Origin of the sequence: Micromonospora sp. DT233 (genome assembly GCF_049841815.1) — a bacterium.
Classification (GTDB): domain Bacteria; phylum Actinomycetota; class Actinomycetes; order Mycobacteriales; family Micromonosporaceae; genus Micromonospora.
The window spans coordinates 204,955-229,694 of record NZ_JBNCLB010000008.1 but is presented as its reverse complement, the minus strand read 5'-3'; the positions used below and the strand labels follow the sequence as shown (position 1 = coordinate 229,694).

Annotated in this window: 26 protein-coding genes; 11 read left to right on the top strand and 15 right to left on the bottom strand. The window is 71.2% G+C overall.

The genetic code is table 11. From position 1 onward, the window contains the following. Window positions 1–74 precede the first annotated feature (74 nt). Window positions 75–692, bottom strand: coding sequence for a DUF4126 domain-containing protein (locus ACLQ2V_RS19455; RefSeq protein WP_425719930.1), 618 nt, complete (start codon window positions 690–692; stop codon window positions 75–77). A gap of 71 nt (window positions 693–763) precedes the next feature. Here ACLQ2V_RS19455 and nucS point away from each other — a divergent pair, with 71 nt between their 5' ends. After that, a complete protein-coding gene (gene nucS / locus ACLQ2V_RS19450; protein WP_425719929.1) occupies window positions 764–1,423 on the top strand; it encodes an endonuclease NucS in 660 nt (219 codons plus the stop codon). Between the two features lie 15 nt (window positions 1,424–1,438). On the opposite strand, the gene ACLQ2V_RS19445 is transcribed toward nucS, so the two are convergent. Further along, a complete protein-coding gene (locus tag ACLQ2V_RS19445) occupies window positions 1,439–2,941 on the bottom strand; it encodes an aldehyde dehydrogenase family protein (RefSeq protein WP_425719928.1) in 1,503 nt (500 codons plus the stop codon). Window positions 2,942–3,327: 386 nt separating this feature from the next. On the opposite strand from ACLQ2V_RS19445, the gene ACLQ2V_RS19440 reads away from it, so the two are divergent. The 4 genes from ACLQ2V_RS19440 to ACLQ2V_RS19425 all read left to right on the top strand — a co-directional run bounded on the left by ACLQ2V_RS19440 (window position 3,328) and on the right by ACLQ2V_RS19425 (window position 7,117). Beyond that, window positions 3,328–3,804, top strand: coding sequence for an FHA domain-containing protein (locus ACLQ2V_RS19440; RefSeq protein ID WP_425719927.1), 477 nt, complete (start codon window positions 3,328–3,330; stop codon window positions 3,802–3,804). A gap of 189 nt (window positions 3,805–3,993) precedes the next feature. Continuing rightward, window positions 3,994–5,838 carry a 3-hydroxyacyl-CoA dehydrogenase family protein gene (locus ACLQ2V_RS19435; RefSeq protein WP_425719926.1) on the top strand — a complete coding sequence of 615 codons (1,845 nt, stop codon included), beginning with the start codon at window positions 3,994–3,996 and terminating at the stop codon, window positions 5,836–5,838. An 85-nt stretch (window positions 5,839–5,923) separates the two neighbouring features. Continuing rightward, window positions 5,924–6,250: a hypothetical protein gene (locus tag ACLQ2V_RS19430; protein ID WP_425719925.1), complete on the top strand. Its 327-nt coding sequence runs from the start codon at window positions 5,924–5,926 to the stop codon at window positions 6,248–6,250. A 66-nt stretch (window positions 6,251–6,316) separates the two neighbouring features. Beyond that, window positions 6,317–7,117: an alpha/beta hydrolase gene (locus ACLQ2V_RS19425; protein ID WP_425719924.1), complete on the top strand. Its 801-nt coding sequence runs from the start codon at window positions 6,317–6,319 to the stop codon at window positions 7,115–7,117. Window positions 7,118–7,180: 63 nt separating this feature from the next. Here the strand turns inward: ACLQ2V_RS19425 and ACLQ2V_RS19420 are convergent, their stop codons facing one another. From ACLQ2V_RS19420 to mce, 5 genes are all read right to left on the bottom strand, one after another. Further along, window positions 7,181–8,401 (bottom strand): AI-2E family transporter, encoded by a 1,221-nt coding sequence (locus tag ACLQ2V_RS19420; RefSeq protein WP_425719923.1) that lies wholly within the window; start codon window positions 8,399–8,401, stop codon window positions 7,181–7,183. 117 nt (window positions 8,402–8,518) lie between these two features. Continuing rightward, entirely contained in the window at window positions 8,519–10,711 is a 2,193-nt protein-coding gene (locus ACLQ2V_RS19415) for a hypothetical protein (RefSeq protein ID WP_425719922.1), read from the bottom strand. 177 nt (window positions 10,712–10,888) lie between these two features. Then, window positions 10,889–12,145 (bottom strand): cell division protein DivIVA, encoded by a 1,257-nt coding sequence (locus tag ACLQ2V_RS19410; protein ID WP_425719921.1) that lies wholly within the window; start codon window positions 12,143–12,145, stop codon window positions 10,889–10,891. Window positions 12,146–12,520: 375 nt separating this feature from the next. Then, window positions 12,521–13,876 carry a crotonyl-CoA carboxylase/reductase gene (gene ccrA, locus ACLQ2V_RS19405; protein WP_425719920.1) on the bottom strand — a complete coding sequence of 452 codons (1,356 nt, stop codon included), beginning with the start codon at window positions 13,874–13,876 and terminating at the stop codon, window positions 12,521–12,523. Between the two features lie 297 nt (window positions 13,877–14,173). Beyond that, a complete protein-coding gene (gene mce, locus ACLQ2V_RS19400) occupies window positions 14,174–14,644 on the bottom strand; it encodes a methylmalonyl-CoA epimerase (protein ID WP_425719919.1) in 471 nt (156 codons plus the stop codon). Window positions 14,645–14,722: 78 nt separating this feature from the next. Here mce and ACLQ2V_RS19395 point away from each other — a divergent pair, with 78 nt between their 5' ends. Both ACLQ2V_RS19395 and meaB read left to right on the top strand, forming a co-directional pair. Next, window positions 14,723–15,919, top strand: a complete 1,197-nt coding sequence (locus tag ACLQ2V_RS19395) for an acetyl-CoA C-acetyltransferase (protein WP_425719918.1) — start codon at window positions 14,723–14,725, stop codon at window positions 15,917–15,919. 65 nt (window positions 15,920–15,984) lie between these two features. Beyond that, a complete protein-coding gene (gene meaB / locus ACLQ2V_RS19390; RefSeq protein ID WP_425719945.1) occupies window positions 15,985–16,920 on the top strand; it encodes a methylmalonyl Co-A mutase-associated GTPase MeaB in 936 nt (311 codons plus the stop codon). Window positions 16,921–16,947: 27 nt separating this feature from the next. Here the strand turns inward: meaB and ACLQ2V_RS19385 are convergent, their stop codons facing one another. After that, window positions 16,948–17,385: a hypothetical protein gene (locus ACLQ2V_RS19385; protein ID WP_425719917.1), complete on the bottom strand. Its 438-nt coding sequence runs from the start codon at window positions 17,383–17,385 to the stop codon at window positions 16,948–16,950. Further along, window positions 17,382–18,065: a DUF433 domain-containing protein gene (locus tag ACLQ2V_RS19380; protein WP_425719916.1), complete on the bottom strand. Its 684-nt coding sequence runs from the start codon at window positions 18,063–18,065 to the stop codon at window positions 17,382–17,384. Before ACLQ2V_RS19380 ends, ACLQ2V_RS19385 begins: the two co-directional genes overlap by 4 nt. Before the next feature lie 165 nt (window positions 18,066–18,230). On the opposite strand from ACLQ2V_RS19380, the gene ACLQ2V_RS19375 reads away from it, so the two are divergent. Next, complete coding sequence (locus tag ACLQ2V_RS19375; RefSeq protein WP_425719915.1) at window positions 18,231–18,653, top strand: Asp23/Gls24 family envelope stress response protein; 423 nt, start codon at window positions 18,231–18,233, stop codon at window positions 18,651–18,653. A 71-nt stretch (window positions 18,654–18,724) separates the two neighbouring features. Here ACLQ2V_RS19375 and ACLQ2V_RS19370 read toward each other — a convergent pair whose 3' ends face one another. Continuing rightward, window positions 18,725–19,495: an SDR family NAD(P)-dependent oxidoreductase gene (locus ACLQ2V_RS19370; RefSeq protein WP_425719914.1), complete on the bottom strand. Its 771-nt coding sequence runs from the start codon at window positions 19,493–19,495 to the stop codon at window positions 18,725–18,727. A gap of 66 nt (window positions 19,496–19,561) precedes the next feature. Between ACLQ2V_RS19370 and ACLQ2V_RS19365 the strand changes: the two genes are divergently transcribed. Beyond that, complete coding sequence (locus ACLQ2V_RS19365; protein WP_425719913.1) at window positions 19,562–20,011, top strand: MarR family winged helix-turn-helix transcriptional regulator; 450 nt, start codon at window positions 19,562–19,564, stop codon at window positions 20,009–20,011. A 165-nt stretch (window positions 20,012–20,176) separates the two neighbouring features. Here the strand turns inward: ACLQ2V_RS19365 and ACLQ2V_RS19360 are convergent, their stop codons facing one another. Further along, window positions 20,177–20,734 carry a helix-turn-helix domain-containing protein gene (locus ACLQ2V_RS19360; protein ID WP_425719912.1) on the bottom strand — a complete coding sequence of 186 codons (558 nt, stop codon included), beginning with the start codon at window positions 20,732–20,734 and terminating at the stop codon, window positions 20,177–20,179. A 47-nt stretch (window positions 20,735–20,781) separates the two neighbouring features. Here ACLQ2V_RS19360 and ACLQ2V_RS19355 point away from each other — a divergent pair, with 47 nt between their 5' ends. Further along, on the top strand, window positions 20,782–21,567 hold the full coding sequence (locus ACLQ2V_RS19355; protein ID WP_425719911.1) for a class I SAM-dependent methyltransferase: 786 nt from the start codon (window positions 20,782–20,784) through the stop codon (window positions 21,565–21,567). Window positions 21,568–21,635: 68 nt separating this feature from the next. Here the strand turns inward: ACLQ2V_RS19355 and ACLQ2V_RS19350 are convergent, their stop codons facing one another. The 3 genes from ACLQ2V_RS19350 to ACLQ2V_RS19340 all read right to left on the bottom strand — a co-directional run bounded on the left by ACLQ2V_RS19350 (window position 21,636) and on the right by ACLQ2V_RS19340 (window position 23,224). Next, window positions 21,636–22,088 carry a SitI3 family protein gene (locus ACLQ2V_RS19350; RefSeq protein ID WP_425719910.1) on the bottom strand — a complete coding sequence of 151 codons (453 nt, stop codon included), beginning with the start codon at window positions 22,086–22,088 and terminating at the stop codon, window positions 21,636–21,638. A gap of 12 nt (window positions 22,089–22,100) precedes the next feature. Next, complete coding sequence (locus ACLQ2V_RS19345; RefSeq protein ID WP_425719944.1) at window positions 22,101–22,523, bottom strand: hypothetical protein; 423 nt, start codon at window positions 22,521–22,523, stop codon at window positions 22,101–22,103. A 173-nt stretch (window positions 22,524–22,696) separates the two neighbouring features. After that, window positions 22,697–23,224 (bottom strand): DUF6244 family protein, encoded by a 528-nt coding sequence (locus ACLQ2V_RS19340; RefSeq protein WP_425719909.1) that lies wholly within the window; start codon window positions 23,222–23,224, stop codon window positions 22,697–22,699. A gap of 289 nt (window positions 23,225–23,513) precedes the next feature. On the opposite strand from ACLQ2V_RS19340, the gene ACLQ2V_RS19335 reads away from it, so the two are divergent. Beyond that, the gene (locus ACLQ2V_RS19335) at window positions 23,514–23,741 is read left to right on the top strand and encodes a hypothetical protein (RefSeq protein WP_425719908.1); all 228 of its coding nucleotides are present in this window, start codon (window positions 23,514–23,516) and stop codon (window positions 23,739–23,741) included. 459 nt (window positions 23,742–24,200) lie between these two features. Here ACLQ2V_RS19335 and ACLQ2V_RS19330 read toward each other — a convergent pair whose 3' ends face one another. Then, on the bottom strand, window positions 24,201–24,617 hold the full coding sequence (locus tag ACLQ2V_RS19330; RefSeq protein WP_425719907.1) for a GntR family transcriptional regulator: 417 nt from the start codon (window positions 24,615–24,617) through the stop codon (window positions 24,201–24,203). Window positions 24,618–24,740 lie beyond the last annotated feature (123 nt).

The following is a 24,740-nucleotide window of genomic DNA, read 5'->3' as shown; positions in this document are numbered from 1 at the left end:
GGGCGTGGACGAGGGCAAGCGGAACCCGCACGCAGGGTGCCCGGCCGGCGGCGTGTCGGAAGGCGGAGCCGGGGTCAGACCCGGTAGCCGGCGGCGCGGGCGGCCTGGCGTTCCCGGCGGCGTTCGCGGCGACGGCGTAGGAACCAGAAGAAGAAGAGGACGATGCCGACCAGGAAGGCCAGCACCAGCACCGGCAGGATGATCGCCACCAGGGACATCACGATGCTGGTGGCGTCCTCGGCGGTGCTGGCGACCGGGGCGCCGACGCCGGCCGTGGTCGCGTTGATCACCGGGCGGGCGGCGGACTTGAGCAGGTGTACGCCGAGGGCGATGAGCATGCCGGTCGCCACCGGCACCCACTGGCTGGACGTGAAGAAGCTGCCGGGGTCGCTGACCGTGACCGTCTCGGAGGTGGAGCCGGCGCCGAAGGCGAGCCCGCCGGCGGTCGGCCGGACCACGGTCTGCACGACGTCGTTGACGTGGTCGAGGACCGGCACCTTGTCGGCGACGACCTCGACGGCGAGCAGTACGGCGAGAATCGCCATCACCCAGCCGTTGTCGAGCCATTGCCAGCCACTGGGCAGGGCCATCAGGTCGGTGTAGCGGGCCAGGAGCCCCATCATGAGCAGGGGTATGTAGGCGTTCAGCCCCGCCGAGGCGGCGAGACCGGTGCCGGTGAGGACTTCGAACACCGTCTCAGCATGGCACCGGCGCGCCAGTGCCGCTCGACGGCGCGGGCCGGGGTCTCGGCTACCCTCGTGCGGTGCGGTTGGTCATTGCGAAGTGCTCGGTGGACTACGTCGGACGGCTCTCGGCTCACCTGCCGCTGGCCACCCGGTTGTTGATGGTGAAGGCGGACGGGTCGGTGTCCATCCACGCCGACGACCGGGCGTACAAGCCGCTCAACTGGATGAGCCCGCCCTGCCGGCTGGAGGAGGCACCCGGCGTGTGGCGGGTGGTCAACAAGGCCGGCGAGGAGCTGCGGATCACCCTGGAGGAGATCTTCCAGGACACCTCGTACGAGTTGGGCGTGGACCCCGGCCTGCGCAAGGACGGCGTCGAGGCGCACCTGCAGGAGCTGCTGGCGGCCAACCCGACGGCCCTCGGGGAGGGCTTCACCCTGGTCCGCCGGGAGTACATGACGGCGATCGGGCCGGTGGACCTGCTCTGCCGCGACGGCAACCAGGGCGCGGTGGCGGTCGAGGTGAAGCGGCGTGGCGACATCGACGGCGTCGAGCAGCTCACCCGCTACCTCGAACTGATGAACCGGGATCCGCTGCTGGCCCCGGTCACCGGCGTCTTCGTGGCCCAGGAGATCAAGCCGCAGGCGCGGGTGCTGGCCACGGACCGGGGCATCCGGTGCGTGGTGGTCAACTACGACCAGTTGCGCGGCATCGAGCGCGACGAGCTGACCCTGTTCTGACGCCGTTGCCCCAGGTCAGCGGCGGCGGCCGTACAGCAGCTTGGCGACCTTGACCAGGCGGGCCACGTCGGTGGCGGTGCGCTCGAAGGTCATCGCCGGCAGCAGCGAGGGGCCCCGACGGCGGGTGATGGCCTTGGGTCGGCCGAACTCCCGCAGCCCGTCCTCGCCGTGGATGCGGCCGAAGCCGGACTCGCCGACGCCGCCGAACGGCAGCGTGGACATCCCGGCGAAGCTCAGGGTGGAGTTCACGGCGGCCATCCCGGAGCGCAGCCGCCGCGCGATGGCCACCGCGCGCCGCCGGCCGAAGACCGAACCACCCAGGCCGTACGGGAGGGCGTTGGCGCGGTCGATCGCCTCGTCGGCGTCGCGGACCCGGTTGACGATCAGCGTCGGGCCGAAGGTCTCCTCGCGGACGGCGATGGAGTCCTCCGGCACGTCCAGCAGCACGGTCGGGTGCACGTATGGGGGCCGGACCGCGTCCGCGCCGCCGAGCGCCGCGCGCCCGCCCTGGGCCAGCGCGTCGTCGATGTGCCGGCGGATCACGTCGAGCTGGTGGGGCATGGTGATCGGGCCGATGTCGGCCCCGTCGGCGCCGACGGTCAGCCGGCCCGCCCGCTCCACCACCTTGGCGACGAACGCGTCGAAGACGGGCTCGACGGCGTAGACCCGTTCGATGCCGATGCAGGTCTGGCCGGCGTTGGTCAGCGCCCCCCAGACGCACGCCTCGGCGGCGGCGTCCAGGTCGGCGTCGCTGTCCACGATCATGGCGTCCTTGCCGCCGGCCTCCAGCAGCACCGGGGTCAGCGTCGCGGCGCAGGCACCCATCACCTTCTTGGCGGTGGCCGCCGAGCCGGTGAAGGCCACCTTGTCGACCCCGGAGCGGCACAGCGCCGCGCCGATGTCGCCGAAGCCGTGCACCACGTTGAAGACCGGCTGCTCCGGCACCACCTCGGCGAAGGAGTCGGCCAGCCACTGACCGACCATCGGGGTGTACTCGCTGGGCTTGAAGACGACGGCGTTGCCGGCGGCGAGCGCGTACGCGATGGAACCGATCGGCGTGAAGACCGGATAGTTCCACGGGCCGATCATCCCGACCACCCCGTACGGCTGGTATTCCAGATGGGCGGAGAACTCGGCGAGGATGACCCGGGAGCGCACCCGGCGCGACCCGAGCACCCGGCCGGCGTTGCGGGCGGCCCAGTCGATGTGCTCGATGGCGGTGAGGATCTCGACGACGGCGTCGCCGACGGGCTTGCCGCCCTCGGCGTGGACCAGCTCGGCGAGCTCCTCGATGCGCCGGGCCAGCAGACCGCGCCAGCGCAGCAGCCGTTCTCGGCGGCCGGTGAAGCCGAGCCCGGCCCACCAGAGGCCCGCCTCCCGGGCGCGGGCGACCGCCCGCGTGACGTCGGCCGGATCGGCGGCCGGCACCCGGGCCACCTCCACGCCGGTGGCGGGGCTGGTCGACACCAGCCACCCGTCCTCGATGACCGGGGCACCCGGAACACGCACAGCCGTCATGACAAAATTCTAGACCCGAAAGCTACTCACCGGTAGGCTCCTGGGCAGCCAGAACACCGCCGCCGGGCATCGCCGGGGCGGCTCGCCGCCGCCTGCGGGGTCCTGCCGGCGCCGGCCGGTGCGGCGCGCGGTCAGGCCCCTGCCCCGGCCGACGCGGCGGCCTACTCGGGGCCGGCACGGCGGCCTATTCGGGGTCGGCGCAGTGGTCGGCGCGGTGGCCGACTCGGGGCCGGCGCAGTGGTCGGCGCGGTGGCCGGGGCGGGGGAGCCGACCGGCTGAGCAGAGTTGGCCGGGCGGGGCGCCGGAGGTGTCCGGGCGGTGGTGGGGGCGACTGCGGTGTGATGGCACGATTACGCCGGGACATCGGTGGCTGGAGGTTGGCACCCATGGAGGATCTTCCAGAACTCATGCCGCTGCTGACCGTGGCGAGCGGGTCGATGCGAGGGGCACGGTTCCGGCTTGGGGCCAGCCCGCAGGTGATCGGCCGCGCCTCGACGGCGGACATCCCCGTCGACGACCCGCACCTGAGCCGTCGGCATGCGAGCGTGGGGCTGACCGTCGGCGGGGTGATGCTGCTGGATCTGGGCTCGACCAACGGCACCTGGCTGAACGACTGCCGGCTCGACGGGCCGGAGCAGCTCACTGACGGCGACGTGATCCGGCTGGGCCGCACCGAGCTGCGCTTCTTCGACCCGGGCCTGGCCCTCACCGACCCGGTGGGGCTCTGGGTGGGCCCGCTGCGCCGCAACCGCCGCCCCACCCTCCCCCTCCCGCTCCCGCCCCCCGCCCTGGCCTCGACCCCCGCCTCGTTCCCCGTTGATCATGAAGTTATTGCGCACGGGTTCGGCGTGTCGCGGCAATAACTTCATGTGATCGACCCCGACTACGAACCCGACGCCGACGCCGACGCCGACGCCGAACTCGAAAGGGTGGGGTGGGGTGGGCGGTGAGATGGTTCACCGGGACTCGACAATGCGGCCTCGCGTGGCAGACTCGCGCGCATACCTTAGTGACCGTTCATGCGGTCCGGTGGAGCATTGGGGAGGGCGGTCGTGGCGCGCGAGTTCACCAGCGTGGGCGTTGTGGGGTTGGGCACCATGGGTGCGGGCATCGTCGAGGTGTTCGCCCGCAACGGCATCGACGTCGTCGCCGTCGAGATCTCCGACGCGGCCCTGGAACGGGGCCGGGCCACCCTCGCCCGATCCACCGACCGGGCGGTCGCCCGGGGCAAGCTCGCCGAGGCGGACCGGGACGCCCTGCATGCCCGGGTGGACTTCCAGGTCGGGCTGGGCGCCCTGCACTCGGTGGACCTGGTGATCGAGGCGGTGCCCGAGCAGCTCCCCCTCAAGCAGCGGATCTTCGCCGAGCTGGACCGGGTCTGCAAGCCCGAGGCGATCCTGGCCACCAACACCTCGTCGCTGTCGGTCACGGAGATCTCCGTGGCCACGAGCCGGCCCCACCAGGTCATCGGCATCCACTTCTTCAATCCCGCCCCGGTGATGAAGCTGGTCGAGGTGGTCCGCACCGTGGTCACCTCCGCCGACGTGGTGGCCGACACCGAGGCGCTCTGCGCCCGGCTCGGCAAGGTCGACGTCACCATCAGCGACCGCGCCGGCTTCATCGCCAACGCGCTGCTCTTCGGCTACCTCAACCACGCCGTGGCGATGTACGAGTCGCACTACGCGACCCGCGAGGACATCGACGCCGCCATGAAGCTCGGCTGCGGCCTGCCGATGGGCCCGCTGGCGTTGATGGACCTGATCGGCCTCGACACCGCGTACGAGATCCTGGACACCATGTACCGGCGCGGCGGGCGGGACCGCCGGCACGCCCCGGTGCCGCTGATCAAGCAGATGGTCACCGCCGGGCTGCTCGGGCGTAAGTCCGGCCGGGGTTTCTACACCTACGAGCGGCCGGGCTCGCCGAAGGTCGTACCGGACGGGCAGACGCCGCAGGCGGCGGAGTCGGCACCGGTCGACGGCGCGCGGGCCCTCGCCAAGGTCGGCGTCGGGAGCGCGAGGAGTGAGCTTGCGAGCCCCGCAGTCGTGACCAAGGTCGGCGTCGTCGGGTCCGGGACGATGGCCACCGGGATCATCGAGGTCTTCGCCAAGGCCGGCTACGAGGTCGTCTCGGTGACCCGGGGCGCGGAGAAGTCCGCGAAGGTCTGCGAGGCGGTCAAGACCTCGCTGAACAAGGGCGTGGTGCGGGGCAAGCTCAGCGACGCCGACCGGGACGCGGCGCTCGGCCGGATCAACTGGTCGGCGACCCTGGACCACCTCGCCGACGTCGATCTGGTGGTCGAGGCGGTGGTGGAGGAGCTCAGCGTCAAGAAGGCCCTCTTCGCCAGCCTCGACGAGATCTGCAAGCCGGGCGTCGTGCTCGCCACCACCACCTCGTCGCTGCCGGTGATCGACGTCGCGATGGCCACCCAGCGCCCCGCCGACGTGGTGGGCCTGCACTTCTTCAACCCGGCGCCGGTCATGCCGCTGGTGGAGATCGTGCGGACCATCCGCACCTCCGCCGAGACCGCCGCCACCGCCCGCGCGGTCTGCGCGGCGCTGGGCAAGACCGGCGTGGTCTGCGCCGACCGGTCCGGGTTCGTGGTCAACGCGCTGCTCTTCCCGTACCTCAACGACGCGGTGAAGATGTTGGAGGCCAGCTACTCCACCGCCGACGACATCGACCACGCGATGAAGCTCGGCTGCGGGTACCCGATGGGCCCGTTCGAGCTGCTCGACGTGGTCGGCCTCGACGTCTCGTTGGCCATCCAGCGGGAGCTGTACCTGGAGCTGCGGGAGCCCGGCTTCGCCCCGGCCCCGCTGCTGGAGCACCTGGTCACCGCCGGCTACCTGGGCCGCAAGACCGGCCGGGGATTCCGCGACCACACCCACCGCTGAGCGCGGGCGACCACCGCTGAGCGCGGGCGACGCCCGGGGCCCTCACCCGGCCGGGCACCCCGGGCTGACCGTACGCTTGGTCGTTGTGAGCCCTCGTCGCAACCGCAGCCGCCGGGACGAGCACGTCCACCTGGATTCCGACCGGGCCCGCCAGGGCGTGCCCACGGTGCAGCAGTGGCGCGACGGCGACTGGCAGGTGCGCGGGATCAGCGGCGGGGCGTCGACCAAGACGTACCGCTGCCCCGGGTGTGACCAGGAGATCCGCCCCGGGGTGGCGCACCTGGTGGCCTGGCCGGCCGACGAGCGGGGTGACCTGACCGACCGCCGGCACTGGCACACCGGCTGCTGGCGGGCGCGGGACCGGCGCGGCCCGGGGGTGCAGCGCGGCCGGGGCGCCCCCCGGTACGGCTGAGCGACCTGGATCACCCACCTTCCGCCCCGGCGGGCGGGGCGTCCGACGGCGCGGGACACTGGGTGCGTGAGCACCCCGATCCGCGCGTCCTCGATCCTGCCCGGCCACCGCGAGGACATCGAGCTGCACACCGCCGATGGTCTGCGACTCGTCGGTGAGCTGGCCCGCCCCGTCGACCGCCCGCCGGTCGGCACCCTGGTCTGCCTGCACCCGCTGCCCACCCACGGCGGGATGATGGACAGCCACGTCTTCCGCAAGGCCGCCTGGCGGCTGCCGGCCCTGGCCGACCTGGCGGTGCTGCGGTTCAACACCCGGGGCACGGCGAGCCTGCGCGGCACCAGCGAGGGGGCCTTCGACAACGCCGTCGGCGAGCGCTTCGACGTCGCCGCCGCCATCGAGTACGCGGAGTTCGCCGAGCTGCCGAACGTCTGGCTGGTCGGCTGGTCGTTCGGCACCGACCTGGCCGTGAAGTACGGCTGCGACCCGACGGTGGCCGGGGCGATCCTGCTCTCCCCGCCGCTGCGCTTCTCCGTCCCCGAGGACCTCGCCCAGTGGGCGGAGTCGGGCAAGCCGCTGACCGCCCTGGTGCCCGAGTTCGACGACTACCTGCGCCCCGACGAGGCCCGCGAGCGCTTCGCGGCCGTCCCGCAGGCCGAGGTGGTGGGGATGCCCGGCGCGAAGCACCTCTGGGTGGGCGACGCCGAGAACGTGCTCGACGAGATCGTCCGCCGGGTCGCCCCGGCCACGCCGCTGCCCCTGCCCCGCACCTGGGACGGGCCGATGCAGACCGGCGACGTCAGCGCGTACGCGGACCGGACGGTCGCCTCCTTCGCCGACACCCCGGTCCCCGGCCCGCGCGCCGACTGAGCCCGCCCCGCTCCCGGTTGCCGGCGCGCGGCGGTGTCGGCGGGGCGGTGTCGGCGGGGCGGCTCAGCGGGAGTCCTGGCGGGGCAGGACCACCTCGCGCAGGATCAGTTGCAGGGCGGCCACCGTCGGGATCGCGATGAGCGCGCCGACCACGCCCAGCAGGGCACCGCCGAGCAGCGCGCCGAGCAGGGCGGCGACCTCGTTGACCTCGACCGAGCGGCGCATCACCTTGGGGTAGACGAGGTAGTTCTCCACCTGCTGGTAGATCACGAAGAAGACCACGCAAGCGATGCCCACCGGCAGGTCGGTGGCGAAGCCGACCAGGCTCACCACCACCGCGCCGAGGGTCGCGCCGATCTGCGGGATCAGGTCGGTCACCGCGACCACCACCGCCAGCGCGAACGGGTACGGCAGCCCGACGACCAGCGCGAAGAGGAAGGTCGTGGTGCCGGCCAGCACGGCGATGCTCAGCGCCCCGACCAGGTACGCGCCGACCCGGGTCAGGATCTCGTCCCCGATCAGCCGCACCCGTTCGCGGCGGGAGCGGGGGACCAGCGCGTACCCGAGGCGGCGCAGCCGGTCGAAGTAGGCCAGGAAGTAGATCGTCAGCACCAGCACGGTGAGCACCCGCAACAGCGTGCCGAAGATCAGTTGGGCGCCGCCGAGCACCCCGCCGAGCGCCCGCCCGATATTGTCCGCGCTCGCCGCCGACTCGACCTTCTTCATCACGTCGTAGCGGACCACGAAGTCGTTGACGGCCTCGTTGCGGCGCAGCGCCTCGACGTAGCTGGGAAGCTGCTCGACGAACTGACCGGACTGGGTCAGCACCGGCGGCACCAGCGAGACCAGGCCGGCGACGATCAGCAGCAGCACGGTCAGCGTCACCGCCGCCACGGCCAGCCCGTTCGGCAGGCCCCACGCGCGCAACCGGACGACCGCCGGGTTGAGCCCCACGGCCAGGAAGAGCGCGATGACCACCAGCACCAGGATGCCGGTCGCGTTGCGCACGCCGAGAAAGACGGCGTACGCCAGCAGCACGCCGAGCGCGCCGGTGAAGCCGACCAGGAAGCTGTTGCGCCGCAACGGCCGCCCCGGCTCGCCGAACCGGCCGGAGCCGTTGCCCGCCGCCCCACCGTGGGCGTGCTCGTCGGGCCGTGCGCCGCCGCCCGGGTGGGCGTCGGGGCCCGTGTGTTCCGTGCCGCCCGGCTGCGCTTCGGCGTCGTCGGCGACACTCGTGCCGTGCTCGTCCGGCGGGTCGCCGCCGGTCGGCGCGTCCTGCGTCACCGGAACCTCCTCCGCGCGCTCCGCCCATCGGACGGGGGAGCGCCGGCCTGCCGCCGGGAGCGCAGGCACACACGCCCGGCGGGCGGCGGGGGAGGTGACCCTCGGGTCACCTCCCGGTCACTCGGACTCGACGGTCACCTTGCTGGGCTTGGCGCTGCGCTCGTCGGTGGTCGGCTTGGTGGGCCGCTTGCCGTTCTCACCGGTGCTGGTGATCTTCGTGGGGGTGGCCTCCCGGCCGCCCTCGCCGGGCACCGCGGCGACCGTCGGCTCGCCGTCGACCCCGGAGCTCGCCGTCGAACCGTCGACGGTGGTGACGGGCTCGGCCACCGGCCGGGCCTTGACCTGCCCCGCGCCGTCGGGCTTGGTCTTCGCGCCGTCACCAGGCTTGATCTTCGCCGCCCCCGCGTCGGCGGTCGCCTTGACCGTCGCGACGCCGCTGCGACTCGGCTCCGACCCGGCACCGTTGCGGGCCGCGTCGGACGTGGCGGCGTCGAGGTCGACGTCGGGCGCGCTGCCGTTGCGGCTCGTGTCGGGGACGGTGCTGTCGGGCGTGCTGCTGTCGGGCGTGCTGCTGTCGGGCGTGCTGCTGTCGGGCGCGCTGCCGTCGGGCGCGCTGCCGTTGCGGGGCGCGCCCGGCCCGGTGCCGTCGGCCTTGGCCGGCGTGACGTCGTCCAGGCCCACGGCGGCCAGGGCGGTCACCCCGTCGAGTTGCTGGCGCAGTTCGCGCATCTCCCGCTGCAACTCGTCGGACTCCTGCCGCGAGCGCCAGGTCTCCTGCCGCAGGTCGGCCAGCTCCTGCTGGGCCTGGGCGATCTCCAGCATCACCTGGGCGAGCTGCTGGCGGCCCGAGGCCACCTCCTGCTGGGTCGCCGCGAGGTGCTGCTGGGTGGTGGCGAGGTGCTGCTGGGTGGTGGCCGCGTACTCCTCGAACTGGCGGCGGGAGGCCGCGACGTGCTCGTCGGCCTTGCGGCGCTTCTCGGCCGCGTCGGTCTCCGCCCGGCCCAGCAGCGTGGCGGCCTGCTCCTCGGCCTGCCGGCGCATCGCCACGGCGTCCTGCTCGGCGGCCTGCCGGATCTCCGCGGCACCGCCCTCGATCTCGGCGAGCCGGGCGGTGTACTGCTGCTCCAGCTCGGTCTGCCGGGCGGTCCACTGCTGTTCGAGCTCGCCCTGCCGGCCCGCGTGCTGGCGGTCCAGCTCGTCGCGGCGCTCGGCGTACTCCCGCTCGGCGCTCGCCTTGCGCTGGGCCAACTCGCGGTCGGCGGCCTCCCGCCGGTCGTTGACCTCCTTCTCCACGCCGGCCCGCCAGGCGCCCAGCTCCTGCTGGGTCTGGGCGCGCGACTGCTGCACGTACGCCTCGGTCTCCGTGCGCATCCGCTGCACGTACGCCTCGGTGTCCGCGCGCTGGCGCTTGGTGGCCTCGGCGGCCTGGGTGGTCAGCCGCTCGGCCTCCTGGCGGGCCCGGTCGCGGGTGCTCTTGGCGGCCTGCTCGGCGTCGTCGGTGAGCCGCTTGGCATCCTGCAACGCCTTGGCGTGGGTGGCCCGGCCGGCCTCGGTGGCGTTGTCGGTGAGCCGCTTGGCCTCCTGCTGGGCCTTGGCGTGCACCTCCTTGGCGGCCTCGCGGAGCTGGGTGGCCTCCTGCTCCGCCTTGGCCAGGGCCTCCTTCGCCGCGTCGCGTAGCTTCGTCGCCTCCTGCTGGGCGCGGTGGTGGATCTCCTTGGCGGCGTCCCGGAGCTGGGTGGCCTCCTGCTGTGCCGTGGTCAGCGCCTCCTGGGCGGCCTTGCGCAGCCGGGCCGCCTCGTCCTTGCCGGCCGCCAGCGCGGCGTCCGCCTCGGCCCGCCGTGCCGCGCCGTGCCGTTCCTCCTCGGCCCGCCGGGCGGCGAGGGCGATCTCGAAGTCCTTGAGCGCCTGGGCGGCCTGCTCCTTGGCCTCGGCGACGATGTGCTCGGCGGCGGCCCGCCGGGCGTCGATCTCCTCGCCCGCGGCGGCGAGGATGTCCTCGGCCTGCTCCTCGGCGAGGACGAGGATCTGCTCGACGCGGGGGCCGAGGTGCCGGAACGACGCCCGGTCCACCACGCCCACCTGCTTGCGCACCTGGGCCAGGTCGCGCTGCAACACCTCCACCTGGCCGGCGAGCTTGTGGATCTGTGTGTACGCCTGCTCCCGTTCGGCCGCCAATGTCGCGATCTCGTGCTCCGCGCGAGCGACGTATCGGTCGACCTGTCGTTTTTCGTACCCCCGCAGGGCGGACTCGAAGCTGGGCTCCGTGGCCACGTCCCCGCCGAGCGCGAACAGTTCCTCGCCGTGCGACATGTCCCCATCCTCACACGCGACGGGTCCGGCTGGGGCGATACGGAGGGCCCCGTTGGGACCTACTTCACTGGCGTCCCGACGCCAGATTTCACAAGCTGGGAAACGCATACGGCGCGGGGGCACACCGGTTACCCGGTGTCACCCCGCGCCGTGTCGTGCCCCGGTCGTGCGGTCGGCTCAGCCGGCGGGCTCCGCGGTCACCCGGTCGTCCTTGACGTCCGGCTTGGCAGCCTCCGGCTTGGCCGCCGGTGCCGCCGGCATGCCCGGCACGATGCCGGCGAGGCCGGAGAGCATCTGCCCGAGCTGCGAGGTGACGGCGTCCTTCTGGCGGGTGAGGTCCTCCACCTCGCGGCGGGCCGCCTGGGTGGTCAGGTCCGCCTCGGTGCGGGCCTCGGTGAGCAGCCGCTTCGCCTCGGACTTGGCCTCGTTGAGGGTCTTCTCCGACAGCGCCTTGGCCCGCTCGACCGTGTCGTTGGCGGTGCGCTCGGACTCGACCCGGCGGGACTCGGCGCGCTGCTCGATCTCCTTGGCGCGCTCCTGGGCGGCCCGAGCCCGCTGCTCGGCCTCGCCGACCAGCTTCTGGGTCTGCGCGACCTGGGCGGCGTGCCGCTCGGACTCCTCGCGCTCGGCCTTCTCGCGCCGCTCGGCGAGCTGGAGCTCCAGGGCCTGTAGGTCCTTGTCGCGCTTGTCGCGGGCGTCGGTGAGCAGCTTGGTCGCCTCGGCGCGCTTCTCCTCGGCCTCCCGGGCGGCCTTCGCCCGCTGCTGGGTGATCTCCCGTTCGGCGGTGGCGCGCAGGGTGGCCACCTCGCGCTCGACGGTCGACTTGAGCTCGGCGACCTCGTGCGCGGTGACGGTGCGCAGCTGCTTGGTCTCGCGGTCGGCGTCGGCGCGCAGGGTGTCGGCCTCCCGGCGGGCCTGCACGCGCACCTCGGCGGCCTCCCGCTCGGCGACGGTGCGCACGCTGCCGGCCTCGCGCTCGGCGGTGGCCTTCATCGCGGCGGCCTCGGCGCGGGCCTTGTCGGTGATCTCGCGGGCCTCCAGGCGGGCCGCCGAGAGGATCCCCTCGGACTCGCGCTTGGCCTCGTTGCGGTGGTCGTTGGCCTGCTCCTCGGCCAGCCGCAGGATCTGCTCGACCCGGGTGCCCAGGCCGGAGAGCGTCGGCCGGCTGTTCTCCTCGAGCTGCTTGTTGGTCTCGGCGAGCTTCTGCTCCAGCGCGTTCTGGCGCTGCTCGGCCTGGCGGAGTCGGCGCTGGGCGTCGTTCATCCGCTGCTCGGCCTCGGCGCGAGCCTGCTCGGACTGGGTCAGCGCGGCGGTGAGGCGACCGATGAAGTCATCGACCTGCCCGACGTTGTATCCGCGCAGGCCGACGGTGAAATCTGGCTGCGAGTTCGCGTTATCGAAGAACGCGAGAGGGGAGGACTGCTGCTGGGGCATTGCCACATACTCGCAGACCCCCCGGGGTGCTTCGCAAGAGCGGTACGGCGCTTTCGTGTCCTCTTTACAGGGTCGACGGGCCGCCGCCCCCGGGTCGGGTCGACTGCCGATCTTGGCAGCTCCCGGGTGCGGCGACGGTCCGCCGGCAGGGCGGCCCGGCCAGCGGAGAAAGGCTCGCCGACTCCGCCGGCCGGGCTTTGCCGACGCGCCGCCGTCGACGCCCGAAAGGGGCGTGGGCGACCCCGGCGAAAAGCAATCCGATATCACCGTAATGGCCGTGCCGGCATCCCCCGGACGGCCCGGTGACCGGCGCGGACCGGTAATTCGCACCGGTCCCCGGCCGGGGTCAGTGGCCGGGGGACAGCGGTCGGGGGGTCAGTGGCCGCGGAACCGGTTGATCGCGTCCTCGTGGCGGGACCGCAGCTGCGGGTCCCGCACGCCGAGGCCGTCGGTCGGGGCGAGGCAGCGCACCCCGACCTTGCCCTGGTGCAGGTTGTGGTGCACCTCGTACGCGGCCTCGCCGGTCTGCTCCAGCGGGTACGTGCGGGACACCGTCGGGTGGACCCGACCGAGCGCGACGAGGCGGTTGGCCTGCCACGCCTCGTGGTAGTTGGCGAAGTGGCTGCCGACGATCCGCTTGAGGTGCATCCACAGGTAGCGGTTGTCGTACTGGTGCTGGTAGCCGCTGGTGGAGGCGCAGGTGACGATGGTCCCGCCGCGCTTGGCGACGTAGACGCTGGCCCCGAAGGTCTCCCGGCCGGGGTGCTCGAAGACGATGTCGGGGTCCTCGCCGCCGGTCAGCTCCCGGATCCGCTCGCCGAAGCGACGCCACTCGGCCGGGTCCTGGGTGTGCTCGTCGGCCCAGAACCGGAACCCCTCGGCGGCGCGGTCGATCACCAGTTCGGCGCCCATCCGCCGGCACAGCTCGGCCTTGTCCGGTGAGGACACCACGCAGACCGGGATCGCCCCGCCGTTGAGCGCCAGTTGGGTGGCGTACCCGCCGAGGCCGCCCGAGGCCCCCCAGATCAGCACCACGTCGCCCTGCTTCATGTTCGCCCCGTGGTGCGAGACGAGCTGCCGGTAGGCGGTGGAGTTGACCAGGCCGGGGCTGGCCGCCTCCTCCCAGGACAGGTGGCGGGGCTTGGGCATGAGCTGGTTGGCCTTGACCACGGCCAGCTCGGCGAGGCCGCCGAAGTTGGTCTCGAAACCCCAGATCCGCTGCTGCGGGTCGAGCATCGTGTCGTCGTGGCCGGCGGCGTCCTCCAGCTCCACCGACAGGCAGTGCGCCACCACCTCGTCGCCGGCCGACCACCGGGTCACCCCGGGGCCGGTGCGCAGCACCACGCCGGCCGCGTCCGAGCCCACCACGTGGTACGGCAGGTCGTGGCGGGCGGTCAGCGCGGAGATCCGGCCGTAGCGCCGCAGGAACGTGAAGGTGGAGACCGGCTCGAAGATGCTGGTCCAGACGGTGTTGTAGTTGATCGCGCTGGCCATCACGGCGATCAGCGCCTCGCCGGGGCCCAGCTCGGGGGTCGGCACCTGCTGGACGTGCAGCGACTTGCGGGGGTCCTTGTCCCGCGAGGCCAGGCCCTCGAACATGCCGGCCTCCTCGGCCCGCACCACCACGGCCCGGTAGTTGTCGGGCACGGGCAGGTCGGCGAGGCGGGCGAGTTGCCGTCCGGGGTCGTCGGAGCCCTCCGCCGCCATGATCGTTTCGAGGATGTCCTGCACGGTGACCTCCCGTTCGTCGGCACCCGTGCCCGTGGCCCGGCGCGATCCGCCTGGCGGCCGCGATCCGACCGGGGTGCTGCCATCGTCGGCCGGGGCGCACCGGCCGCCGGGGTCGGCTTCCCGACCCCTGCGGCACCCGCCGCGCTCCCTTGCGGCCGGACGTTACTGAACGGTAGCTAGGGTGGGAAGGCTCTGTGAAAAACCGCATCCGTCGATGCGTGGAGCTGCCCGCAAGCCCGCCCAACCGCGCACCGCCGCGCTTTTCGCGCAGGTGGGACGGTGGGCGGGCCCCCGTCGTCAGTGTGCGGCGGGCTCCACCAGTTCGACGAGGACGCCGCCGGCGTCCTTCGGGTGGACGAAGTTGATCCGGGAGTTCGCGGTGCCCCGACGGGGGGTGTCGTAGAGCAGCCGCAGGCCCCGCTCGCGCAGCGCCGCGCAGGCCGCGTCGACGTCGACCACCGTGTAGGCGACCTGCTGGATCCCCGGCCCCTTGCGGTCGAGGAACTTCGCGATGGTCGACTCGGGCGTGAGCGGGGCGAGCAGTTGCACGCAGCCGCCCTCGGCGGTCGGGCCGACGGCCAGCATCGCCTCGCGGACGCCCTGCTCGGCGTTGGTCTCGATGTGCACGCAGCGCATCCCGAAGGTGCGCCGGTAGAAGTCGATCGCGGCGTCCAGGTCGGCGACGGCGATCCCGACGTGGTCGATGCGGCGCAGGCCGATGTCTGTGACAAAGTCGGCAGCGGGCTCGACGGGGGAGTTCTCAGCCATGGCGTTAGTCTGACCGAACACCCGTAGAACCGAACAATCGTTAAGGTGTACGGCTCGCCCATCCCTCGGAGGCAGGCAATGGCTTCGGTGATCGTCAGCGGCGCGCGGACCCCGATGGGCCGCCTGCTCGGCAACCTCAAGGACCTCCCGGCGACCAAGCTCGGTGGCGTCGCGATCAAGGCCGCGCTGGAGCGCGCCGGGGTCGCCCCCGAGCAGGTGCAGTACGTCATCATGGGCCAGGTCCTCCAGGCCGGCGCGGGGCAGATCCCGGCCCGGCAGGCGGCCGTCGAGGCCGGCATCCCGATGTCCGTGCCGGCGCTGACCATCAACAAGGTCTGCCTCTCCGGCCTGGACGCCATCGCCCTGGCCGACCAGCTCATCCGCGCCGGCGAGTTCGACATCGTGGTGGCCGGTGGCATGGAGTCGATGACCAACGCCCCGCACCTGCTGCTCGGCCAGCGCACCGGCTACAAGTACGGCGACGTGACGGTGAAGGACCACATGGCGCTCGACGGGCTCACCGACGCCTGGGACTGCTGCTCGATGGGCGAGTCCACCGAGCGGCACGGCGCGCGACACGGCATCACCCGCGCCGAGCAGGACGCGTTCGCCGCGGCCAGCCACCAGCGGGCCGCCGCCGCGCAGAAGAACGGCCACTTCGCCGACGAGATCGCCCCGGTGGTCATCCCGCAGCGCAAGGGCGAGCCGCTGGTGATCAGCGAGGACGAGGGCATCCGCCCGGAGACCACCGTCGAGTCGCTGGCCCGGCTGCGCCCGGCGTTCGCCCCCGACGGCACCATCACCGCCGGCAGCGCCTCGCCGATCTCCGACGGCGCCGCCGCCGTGGTCGTGATGAGCAAGGCCAAGGCCAAGGAGCTGGGGCTGACCTGGCTGGCCGAGGTCGGCGCGCACGGCAACGTGGCCGGCCCGGACAACTCCCTGCACTCCCAGCCCTCGAACGCGATCAACCACGCCCTGCGCAAGGGCGGCCTGGCCGTGGCCGACCTCGACCTCATCGAGATCAACGAGGCGTTCGCCGCCGTCGGCATCCAGTCCATGCGTGACCTGGGCATCGACGCGGAGAAGGTGAACGTCAACGGCGGCGCGATCGCGCTCGGCCACCCGATCGGCATGTCCGGGGCCCGGCTGGTGCTCACCCTCGCGCTGGAGCTCAAGCGGCGCGGCGGCGGCACCGGCGCGGCGGCGCTCTGCGGCGGCGGCGGGCAGGGCGACGCGCTGATCATTCACGTCCCGGCGCCCGGCGAGCACCAGTGAGCGGAGCGGTCGAGCAGGTCCCGGCCGCCGCCGCGCCGTCGGTGCGCCGCAGCCGGGACGTGCCGATGCTGGTCGCCCGCGCCCGCGAGGGCGACCCCCGGGCGGTGGCCCGGCTGATCACCCTGGTCGAGTCCGGCGACGAGGTGCTGCCGCAGGTGGCGGCGGCGCTCGCCCCGTACGCCGGCCAGGCGCAGGTGGTGGGCCTGACCGGCTCCCCGGGCGTGGGCAAGTCGACCACCACCAACGAGCTGGTCCGGGCGCTGCGCGCGCGCGGGCACCGGGTCGGGGTGCTGGCCATCGACCCGTCCAGCCCGTTCACCGGCGGGGCGATCCTCGGCGACCGGGTCCGGATGCAGGACCACGCCACCGACCCGGGCGTCTACATCCGCTCGATGTCCAGCCGGGGCCACCTCGGCGGGCTCTCCGCGGCCACCCCGCAGGCGGTCCGGGTGCTGGAGGGCGCCGGCTGCGACGTGGTGCTGGTGGAGACCGTCGGCGTCGGCCAGGCCGAGGTGGAGGTCGCCTCGCTGGCCGACACCACGCTGGTGCTGCTCGCCCCGGGCATGGGCGACGCCATCCAGGCGGTCAAGGCCGGCATCCTGGAGATCGCCGACGTCTTCGTGGTCAACAAGGCCGACCGGGACGGCGTCGACGCCACCGTCCGCGACATCCAGGGCATGATCGCCCTGGGCGAGCGGGGGCCCGGCCAGTGGCGTCCGCAGGTGGTGCGCTCGGTCGCCTCGCGCGGCGAGGGCATCGACGACATCGCCGCCGCGATCGACAAGCACCGCGACTGGCTGGAGAGCCACGACGAGCTGCGCCGCCGCCGCGAGGCGCGGGCCGCCGCCGAGATCGAGGCGATCGCGCTCGGCGCGCTGCGCGCCCGGATCGGTTCACTGCGCGACGGTACGGAGCTGCCGACGCTCGCTGCGCGGGTGGCCGAGGGCACCCTCGACCCGTACGCGGCGGCCGACGAACTGTTGGCCCAGCTCGGCTCCTGATGAGCTGCGGGGCAAGGGCGCGTTCGGTTACAGCGGAACAGGCTCGAAAGTGGACCGGGTCGCGGTGTAGATGAACGGGCCCGGCCTGTCCAGGCAGGTGGTGATGTCCCGCCAACGGCACATCACCACCTCGAGCTGATTGAACGTGTTCGTTGCCTCAGCGGCGGTCAGTGCCACCATCCGGGCACCAAAGCCGCGTACGGCGGCGATCTCACGAGGGCGGGTCCGAATATGACGATCGCGGGTGACGATCAATAAGCCATGCTCGGTGACCTGGGGAATCCACACATCATCGGGAGTGGAGACATCAGCGACAACGCATGCTGGGCGGAGACGCTTGTGCACCTCGCCACCGGGATCACCCGGATAGGTAACGTCTGGCCGGATGCCTGACAGCAGCATTCCGAGGCCGCGAATGTCCGCATCGAAGTAGAAGCGAACTTCCGCCTGCTTGAGCCGGGTCACGCTGCGCGGTTGGCGGCGCGGACGGAGAATTCGTACGCCAGCGCCCAGTCGACGTCGGTCCGCTTCAGCGCATACATCTCACTGATGGCGTCACGGTCCTCGCCTGCGTCGTGTTGTTCGCTGATCACCTCCGTGCTCACCCCGTTGATCGACGGCTTGCCGAATCGAACGTCGGGCCGCACCCGTACCGGTGACTCCGGGTTGGCATCCGGTCGGTAGGCGACCGCCGTGTCGTTGACCCAGTCGACGCGTCGGCTGAACGAGTCGGCAGGCGTGGTGAGCATGAGTTGGTCGTCCGCGACAGTGACCATCCAGAAGTCGATGCCGAGGCCGGCTGCGGTCTGTGCATCGTAGGCGAGCCGCTTGCCGGAAACGAAAGGGCGGCGGTCGGCGAGCGGGTAGGGCACGTCGAACTTTTCCCGCAGCAGCTCGATGAACTTCCGTAGCTCTGCCATGGGCACTCTCAGCGTCCGACGGTATTCACGGAGGAAGCCTGCCTCTACGAACTCTGCCCAGGTCACCGTGCGGGTTCCGCGCGGTTTGTCGCGAAGGATGGGTTTGTAGCTCTTTCCGCGGACCTGAGAGCCTTCTAGCCAGTAGTGCAGCGTCGACTGGCCGACCCTGAGCAGCCGGGCTGCCTCTGCCTCGGAGTACATCTCCCGGTCTAGGACGCTACTCATGTTGACATTCTGGCATCCAGTCGGCTCGTTGACGCCGACGAAGGCGGTTGGCGCGTCGTGCGCCAGGACCAGACCGGTCCCCCCGATCGCCAACTTTGGCTTGTACGCTCGGCACCACCCCACGGACCCGTGGGGACGGTGCGGACGGCTTTTCCGGGGGCGACGATGAACCACGATGCGACGCAGGAGTTGTCGGTGACCCCGGACGCGGTGGCGGGTGGCACGACCCAGGTCTCCGACGAGGTGGTGGAGAAGATCGCGGTGGCCGCCGTGAAGTCGGTCCCCGGGGTGGCGGAGCTCGGCGGCGACGTGGCCCGGTTCTTCAACGCCGTACTCGACAAGGTCGGGCTGGACCAGGTCGGCGACGCTCGGCGTGGCTGCTCCGCGCACGTCACCGACGGCGCGGCGGTGATCAACCTGGTGCTGGTCATCGAGGCGGGCCGGCCGGTGCCGCAGGTGACCCAGGAGGTCCGGGCGGCGGTCACCAAGGCCGTCGAGGCGTACGGGCTGCGGGTCGACGAGATCAACATTCGGGTCGACGACGTGGCGCTCGGCGAGCCCGGCGTACCCCCCGCGCCGTTGGCCTGAGGCGGAGCGGAGCGCATCGGTCACCCAGAGCCAAGGACCCCCACGACTTCGCAGGGGTCCTGGCCTACGGTTCATCTGACAAGTTCGCGGCCACCCGCCAGTGACAGCGTCTGCCCGTTTACGTGGCCGTTTGCTGCCGAGGCCAGATAGGTGATGGCGGTGGCGACGTCCTGGGGCGTGCAGATGCGGCCGGTGGGGGTCTTTCTTGATTCCGCTGCGATCGCCTCTGGTCCCAGGAACGGGGCATTCAAGGCTTTCTCGGTGAGGGTGAAGCCGGGTCGCACGATGTTCGTCAGAATGCCGTGGCAGGCTTCCCGGACGGCGAGCACCCGTGCGGCGGTCTCGAGTGCGCCTTTCGCCGTGGCGTAGGCGATTGGCCCCGCCATGGGTTGCTCGACGATGTCGGTCGACACGACGACGATTCGTCCCCAGCCGGCGGCGCGCATCGCCGGCAGGGCCGCATCGATCAAAGCTGCCGGGCCGACGGTGTTGACGGCCAGCGAGGTGGAGAGGCCGTCGATCTCATCGGCGTCGAAGGAGGGGCACTGCACGGCGTTGGCGACCAGGACGGAGACCGGCCCGAGACGTTCGGTGACCTCGTCGAGGACGCCCTGCACGGTGGTCGGGTCGCCGTGATCCAGTTGGACGGCGCAGGCTTGGCCGCCTGCTCGCGTTATGGCCTCGACGACATCCTTGGCACCGTCGTGGTTGCTGTGCCAGGACACTGCGACGGAGGCACCCTCGGCTGCTAGGTGCAAGGCCGTGGCTTTGCCGATGGCTCCGGAAGCGCCGGTGACAAGGGCGACCTTGTCCGACAAACCAGTCTCCATCACTACCTCCATAGTCGGCTATAGGTTAGCCGACTATGGATCACGTGGTGGCGGTTCGTCAACTCGTACACTGTTCAGGTGGAACTCGTGGATGTCCTGGCCACCAACAAGGCCCTGGTCAAGGTGGCCAAGCTGTACCGGAGTGCGCAGGCAGACGCGCTGAGCGGGCTTGCCCTGCACCCGGGGCAGGACGTCCTGCTGTGGATGCTTGGTCAGGAACCCCAAGGCATGACGATCTCTGAGATCGCCGCTCGGCTTGGCGTGGAACAGCCTACGGTGACGCGCAGCCTCAGCCGGCTCGATCAAGGCGGCTGGTTCGTCAGGGAGTCTGTGCCGGGTGATCGGCGAGCCACCCGTATCCAGTTGACCGAGAAGGGCCTGGCTGTCCTCCCGGAGATCGAAACGGCTTGGCGTACGCTCGCTGAAACCGCAACGGCCGGAATGGCTGACACCCAACGAGCCGGCTTGGTTGAACTGCTGGGAAGAGTACGCGAAAATCTTCTCACCCTTGCCGACGAAACCGAGTAAAAAACTTTCGGGTATGCCGTTCGAATTCCGCCCGAGGTGACACCCGGCGCTTTCGGATAACAGCACGTTCCACGGTCTTCTCGAGTGACGTCGACACGAAGATGCGCAGATCCCACCGGCCAATCAGGTCGACTGCCGAAGTGGGCCTGCGTTACTGGCCCCTGGTCAGTGCTCCGGGCCCAGGTGGCTGCGTTCGCCCTCGTGGTCGAGGATGCAGAGGATCTCGGCCGGGCCGCCGTGCGCGCCGAACGCGTGCGGGACCAGGGTGGAGAACTCGGCCGCCTCGTTGGTGCCGACGAGGATCGTGCGCTCGCCGAGGCGCAGCTCGATCGTGCCGGAGAGCACGGTGAACCAGTCGCGCCCCGGATGCACCCGCAACTCGGCCGGGCAGGCCCGGGTGACCCGCATCTTGCTGACGGTCTGGTTGCTGTCCCGCGACAGCAACCACGTGGTGATGCCGCGTTCGGCGTTGCAGTGCGGGCGGATCACCACGTCGTCGTCGGCGTCGGAGGCGACCAGCCGGTCGAGCGTGGTGCCCAGCACCCGGGCGATCGTGGTGATCTGGTCCAGGGCGATGCGTCGGTGACCGGTCTCGATGCGGCTGAGCGTGGACGGGCTGATCAGGCAGCGGCCGGCCAACTCGTCCAACGACCAGCCGCGTGCCACGCGAAGGCCGCGAATCCGCTGCCGGACCAGCGCCTCCAGATCCTCGTCTTGCTTCATGAGCAAGAGGCTATGCCGTACAGGCAAGGGTTGGCTACTGTCGCCGTATGGCACACGACCACATGATCGAGCTGCTCGACCTGGACGCCGAGGTCCTCGACGACTACTTCCGCGACCTGGTCGCCTGGGTCGGCCGCGAGGCCCCCGACCGGCCCCGCATCGTCGACCTCGGTGCCGGCAGCGGCACCGCCTCCCTGGCGCTGGCCCGGCAACTGCCCGGCGCCACGGTCACCGCCGTCGACATGTCCCCGGAGATGCTGGCCCACCTGCGCGGCCGGGCCGACGCCGCCGGGCTGGGCGACCGGATCCGCACGGTCGAGGCCGACCTCGACCAGCCCTGGCCCGACCTCGGGCCGACCGACGTGATCTGGGCCGCCGCCTCGATGCACCACCTGGCCGACCCCGCGACGGCGCTCGCGTCGGCGTACGGCGCGCTGCGGCCGGGCGGGCTGCTCGTGATCGCCGAGCTGGAGTCGTTCCCGCGCTTCCTCACCGGCACCGAGGGCGAGGACGTGGAGCTGCGCGGCCACGCCGAAGCGGCGAAACGCCGACACGAGGCAGGCCTGCACATGCACGAGAACTGGGGCGACCGGGCGAGCCAGGCCGGATTCACGTCGGTGACCGAGCGGCACTTCGACATCGACCTGCGCCCGCCGCTGCCCGCCGTCGCCACGCGCTATGCCCAGCTCTCGCTGGCCCGGATGCGGCACGGTCTGGAGGAGCGGCTGTCGGCGCCCGACCTCGCCGCCCTGGACACGATCGTCGCGGGCCTGGCCGACCGCGACGACCTCAGCGTACGCACCGAGCGAACGGTCTGGCTGGCCCGCCGCTGACCGTACGCCTGTACTGGAGGGCGGCCCCGTGCGCCGGGTGTAGCCGCCGGAAGCTCGGCGCTACGGGCTTACCAGGGGATGAGGTCGTCCACACCGTAGTTGGCCCACCACTGCGGCCTGTGCTTGCGCAGTTCCCCGTTCATGCGGGTGAGCAGAAGCCAATTGCTGTTCAGCACCAGTGCCGCATCCTCGGTACGGTTAGCCAGCACCCGGGCCACTGTGGCGACCATGTTCGGCACGTCCTTTTCGGTAGCGTCATTCTTGGCCATGTCAAAATGGATATTGACATATTCCGGCGGCTCCCATTCCCACTGGGTGTCATCATCGCCTTCGGCGTCATAGTAGCCGTTCCGGCCGGCGAGAATGCTGACCAGGTATCCACGCTCCTCGTAGAGATCGGAGCAAAGGACGCGGTTTCCGGCCGGCGTGTCGGGTAGATCGGTGGCGTCCGGAGCGGCGATCTCTGCCACCCGTTCCAGGGGAATGTTTCCCGCTAGCGTCAGTCGATAGGAAATGCCCATCTCGTATTCTCCCTAATGCCTTGGCACGATTTGAACGATCGCACCGCTCGGGGTTAACGCTGTCAGTTCCTTCAGTCCGGTGATAGGCCAGTCGTCGAACTGCTTACGCAGGTCGATGAGGTCACCACGCCAGTCCTGAAGGTTCATCACTACCCGCTGGGTCTGTCCCTTGCTCACTTTTTCGGAGACCGCAGTCCATGCTCCTCGGACGCCCTTTTCCGGAGTTGGAGAATAGCAATCGAAGACGTGTCCTTCAAGCACGTAGTCTGGCGTCTTGTTTGGCTTGCCGGTGTCGCCGGTGCGGAGTCGCGCGTCCGCAATTTCCTTGCTCGTCGGGTTCTGGTGCACCTGATAGCCCTTGTCTGCAAGCGAGGCAGCGCACTCGTTTTCGAGAACCAGTGACCTGCGGACTGTATTGTCCTGGTCCGGTGCGATCTTCGTGCGTGGCCCGGTTGGCGATCCGCCGGGGGTTCCGGTAGGGGGCCTCGCCCAGAGCAACCCTAGATCAGGGTTGCCGGAATCGGGGCCGCTCACTTCAGCGCCGTCGCGGGTCGTATGGTCATTGGGGGTTGCGGAAGGGCTGGCCGGTGGGGGACCGCCAGCCCCGGTCAGTTTCCCGACGACCCCAGCTGTCCCGCCTCCGCGATGGCCGCATCGACCAGTTCGCCGGCGGTGCCGGTGCGCTGCACCATCAGCACCACGACTTCCCTGACGCCGTCCAGTGCTTGCAGCATCGGCCCTGGCTGGCCGCCCTGTAGCACCATCGCGACGAGCTGCTTGGCCTCGCCGATCTGGGCGATAGCGCCGGTGGCGGCATCCCGTGCGCGGACTATCGAACTTTTTACCGGCAACAATCCGCTGATGGTCTCCTGCGGACTGCCTTTTTGAGGCACGGCCGCGGTTGCCGCAGCGGCCTCGCTGACTGCCTCGGCCACGCCGCCCAGACCACCCTGGATGGTAGATACTGCCGCGCGCACCCGGACCATACCGGCGGCCACGGCCGTGAAGCCGGACGATCCGGCCCGGATCATCACCTCCTGCGCCTTGTTATCGACAGCTGCGGCCAGGCCGCGCGACCTCTCCGCCCCCGCCATCAGCCCACGCAGTTCACCGGCGATCTTGTCAATCTGCGACACGGCGGCGTAGCTCCCTACCGATGAAAGTCTCGAAGCAGCCAATCTAACGGCTGCGAAGGCGCTGACTCAACCAGCATTTCGGCGGATGGCGTGCTTATCGCGGCCCGGGGCGCGCGGAGGTTTTCCAGGACGGCCTGGCCCACCGGGTCGGTCGCCTGCCCGGCCGATCAAGACAATTGCACGCACTCGGCACGGCAGGGCGAAGTGCCCGACAGTCGGCGTGACCTGCGCCCGTCTCGACGTCAGGGGCGCGAGAATAGACGACGATCCGAGACGCAGGAGGTGAGCCGTGACGTCAAGCAACGCGGAGGAGATGCCCGAGTGGCCGGCCGCTGAGCACGTGTCGGCGGTGGATCTGGCCCGTCGTCAGGGCGTCCGTCCGGTCGCCTCCGTTGACGACCTGGCCCGGCCCGACCTCTTTGAGTCGGATGACGAGCTGGACGATTTCCTCGCCGACCTGTACGCCTCCCGGCGGGCTGGTGCCGCGTGGGCCTCGTCGTCTTGGACACTGATGTAGCGTCGGCGATCCTCCGAGGGCGACTGCCTGACCGTCTTCGTGCCCGGTTGGCCGGTAAGACCCCTGTGCATCACCTTCGTGACGCACGGGGAAGACCAAGTGGACCGCGCTGCGGAGTTGAGGGCCACGCAAGCTGGCCGACCTCGCCCAGTGGCGGTCGCACGTCGTGCTGCTGCCCTTCTGGGGACACCTTCAGGCGCGGGCTCAGCATCGCGGGCGGCCCCGGCCGACGAACGATTCGTGGATCGCGGCCTGCTGCCTGGTGGATCGGCTACCGCTGGCGACCTTCAACGGCAAGGATTACGCCGACTTCGCCGAGTACGACGGCCTGCGGCTCTTCGACGTCTCCTAGTTTTCGGCAACGCCCCGGCGTGGCTGTCCGGCGTCCCGTCCCGGCCCGACGGGCCGGGGCGGCTTCGCGTGACGCCCGGCATTCTGCGGCCTGGTCTGGCGCGCAGTTCACCCGGCGTCGGGACGCGTCAGCTCGACCTCGTCGCCCGGAAGTACCTGAACATCGCCCTTGAGGTCGCGGACCTCCAGGACCGGTACGCCCTCGTCGAGCTGCATTGCCCGGCGCTCCTCACCAGTCGGCATCCGAGCGATGACCGACCCACCTGTCGGCACCTCGACCTTCCGGCGCTCCGGCGTCTCCCGGACCCGCGTCCCGAAGGGGCGGCTGGTGGTGACCAGCCCTTCTGATCGCAGCAGCGAGATTGCCATCCGGACCGCATCGCGACCGATGCCGTGCTCCTGGCTCAGTCGGGCCTCGCTGCCGACGTTCGACCCGGGTGCCAGCTCACCCGACTCGATCTGCTGTCGCAGCAGCCCAGCGAGCTGGACGTAGACCGGCGTGTGCGAGCGCGGATCGATGGTCATGCGGCAAGCCTTTGTGCCCCCGTTGGCGGCTTGCATCAAGGCTATGATGCATTGTCCCTATGTTGGATCCTTGCTATGGTCGCTGTTGACGAGGTGTGTTCGAGGGTGAACGGAGGGTGTTTG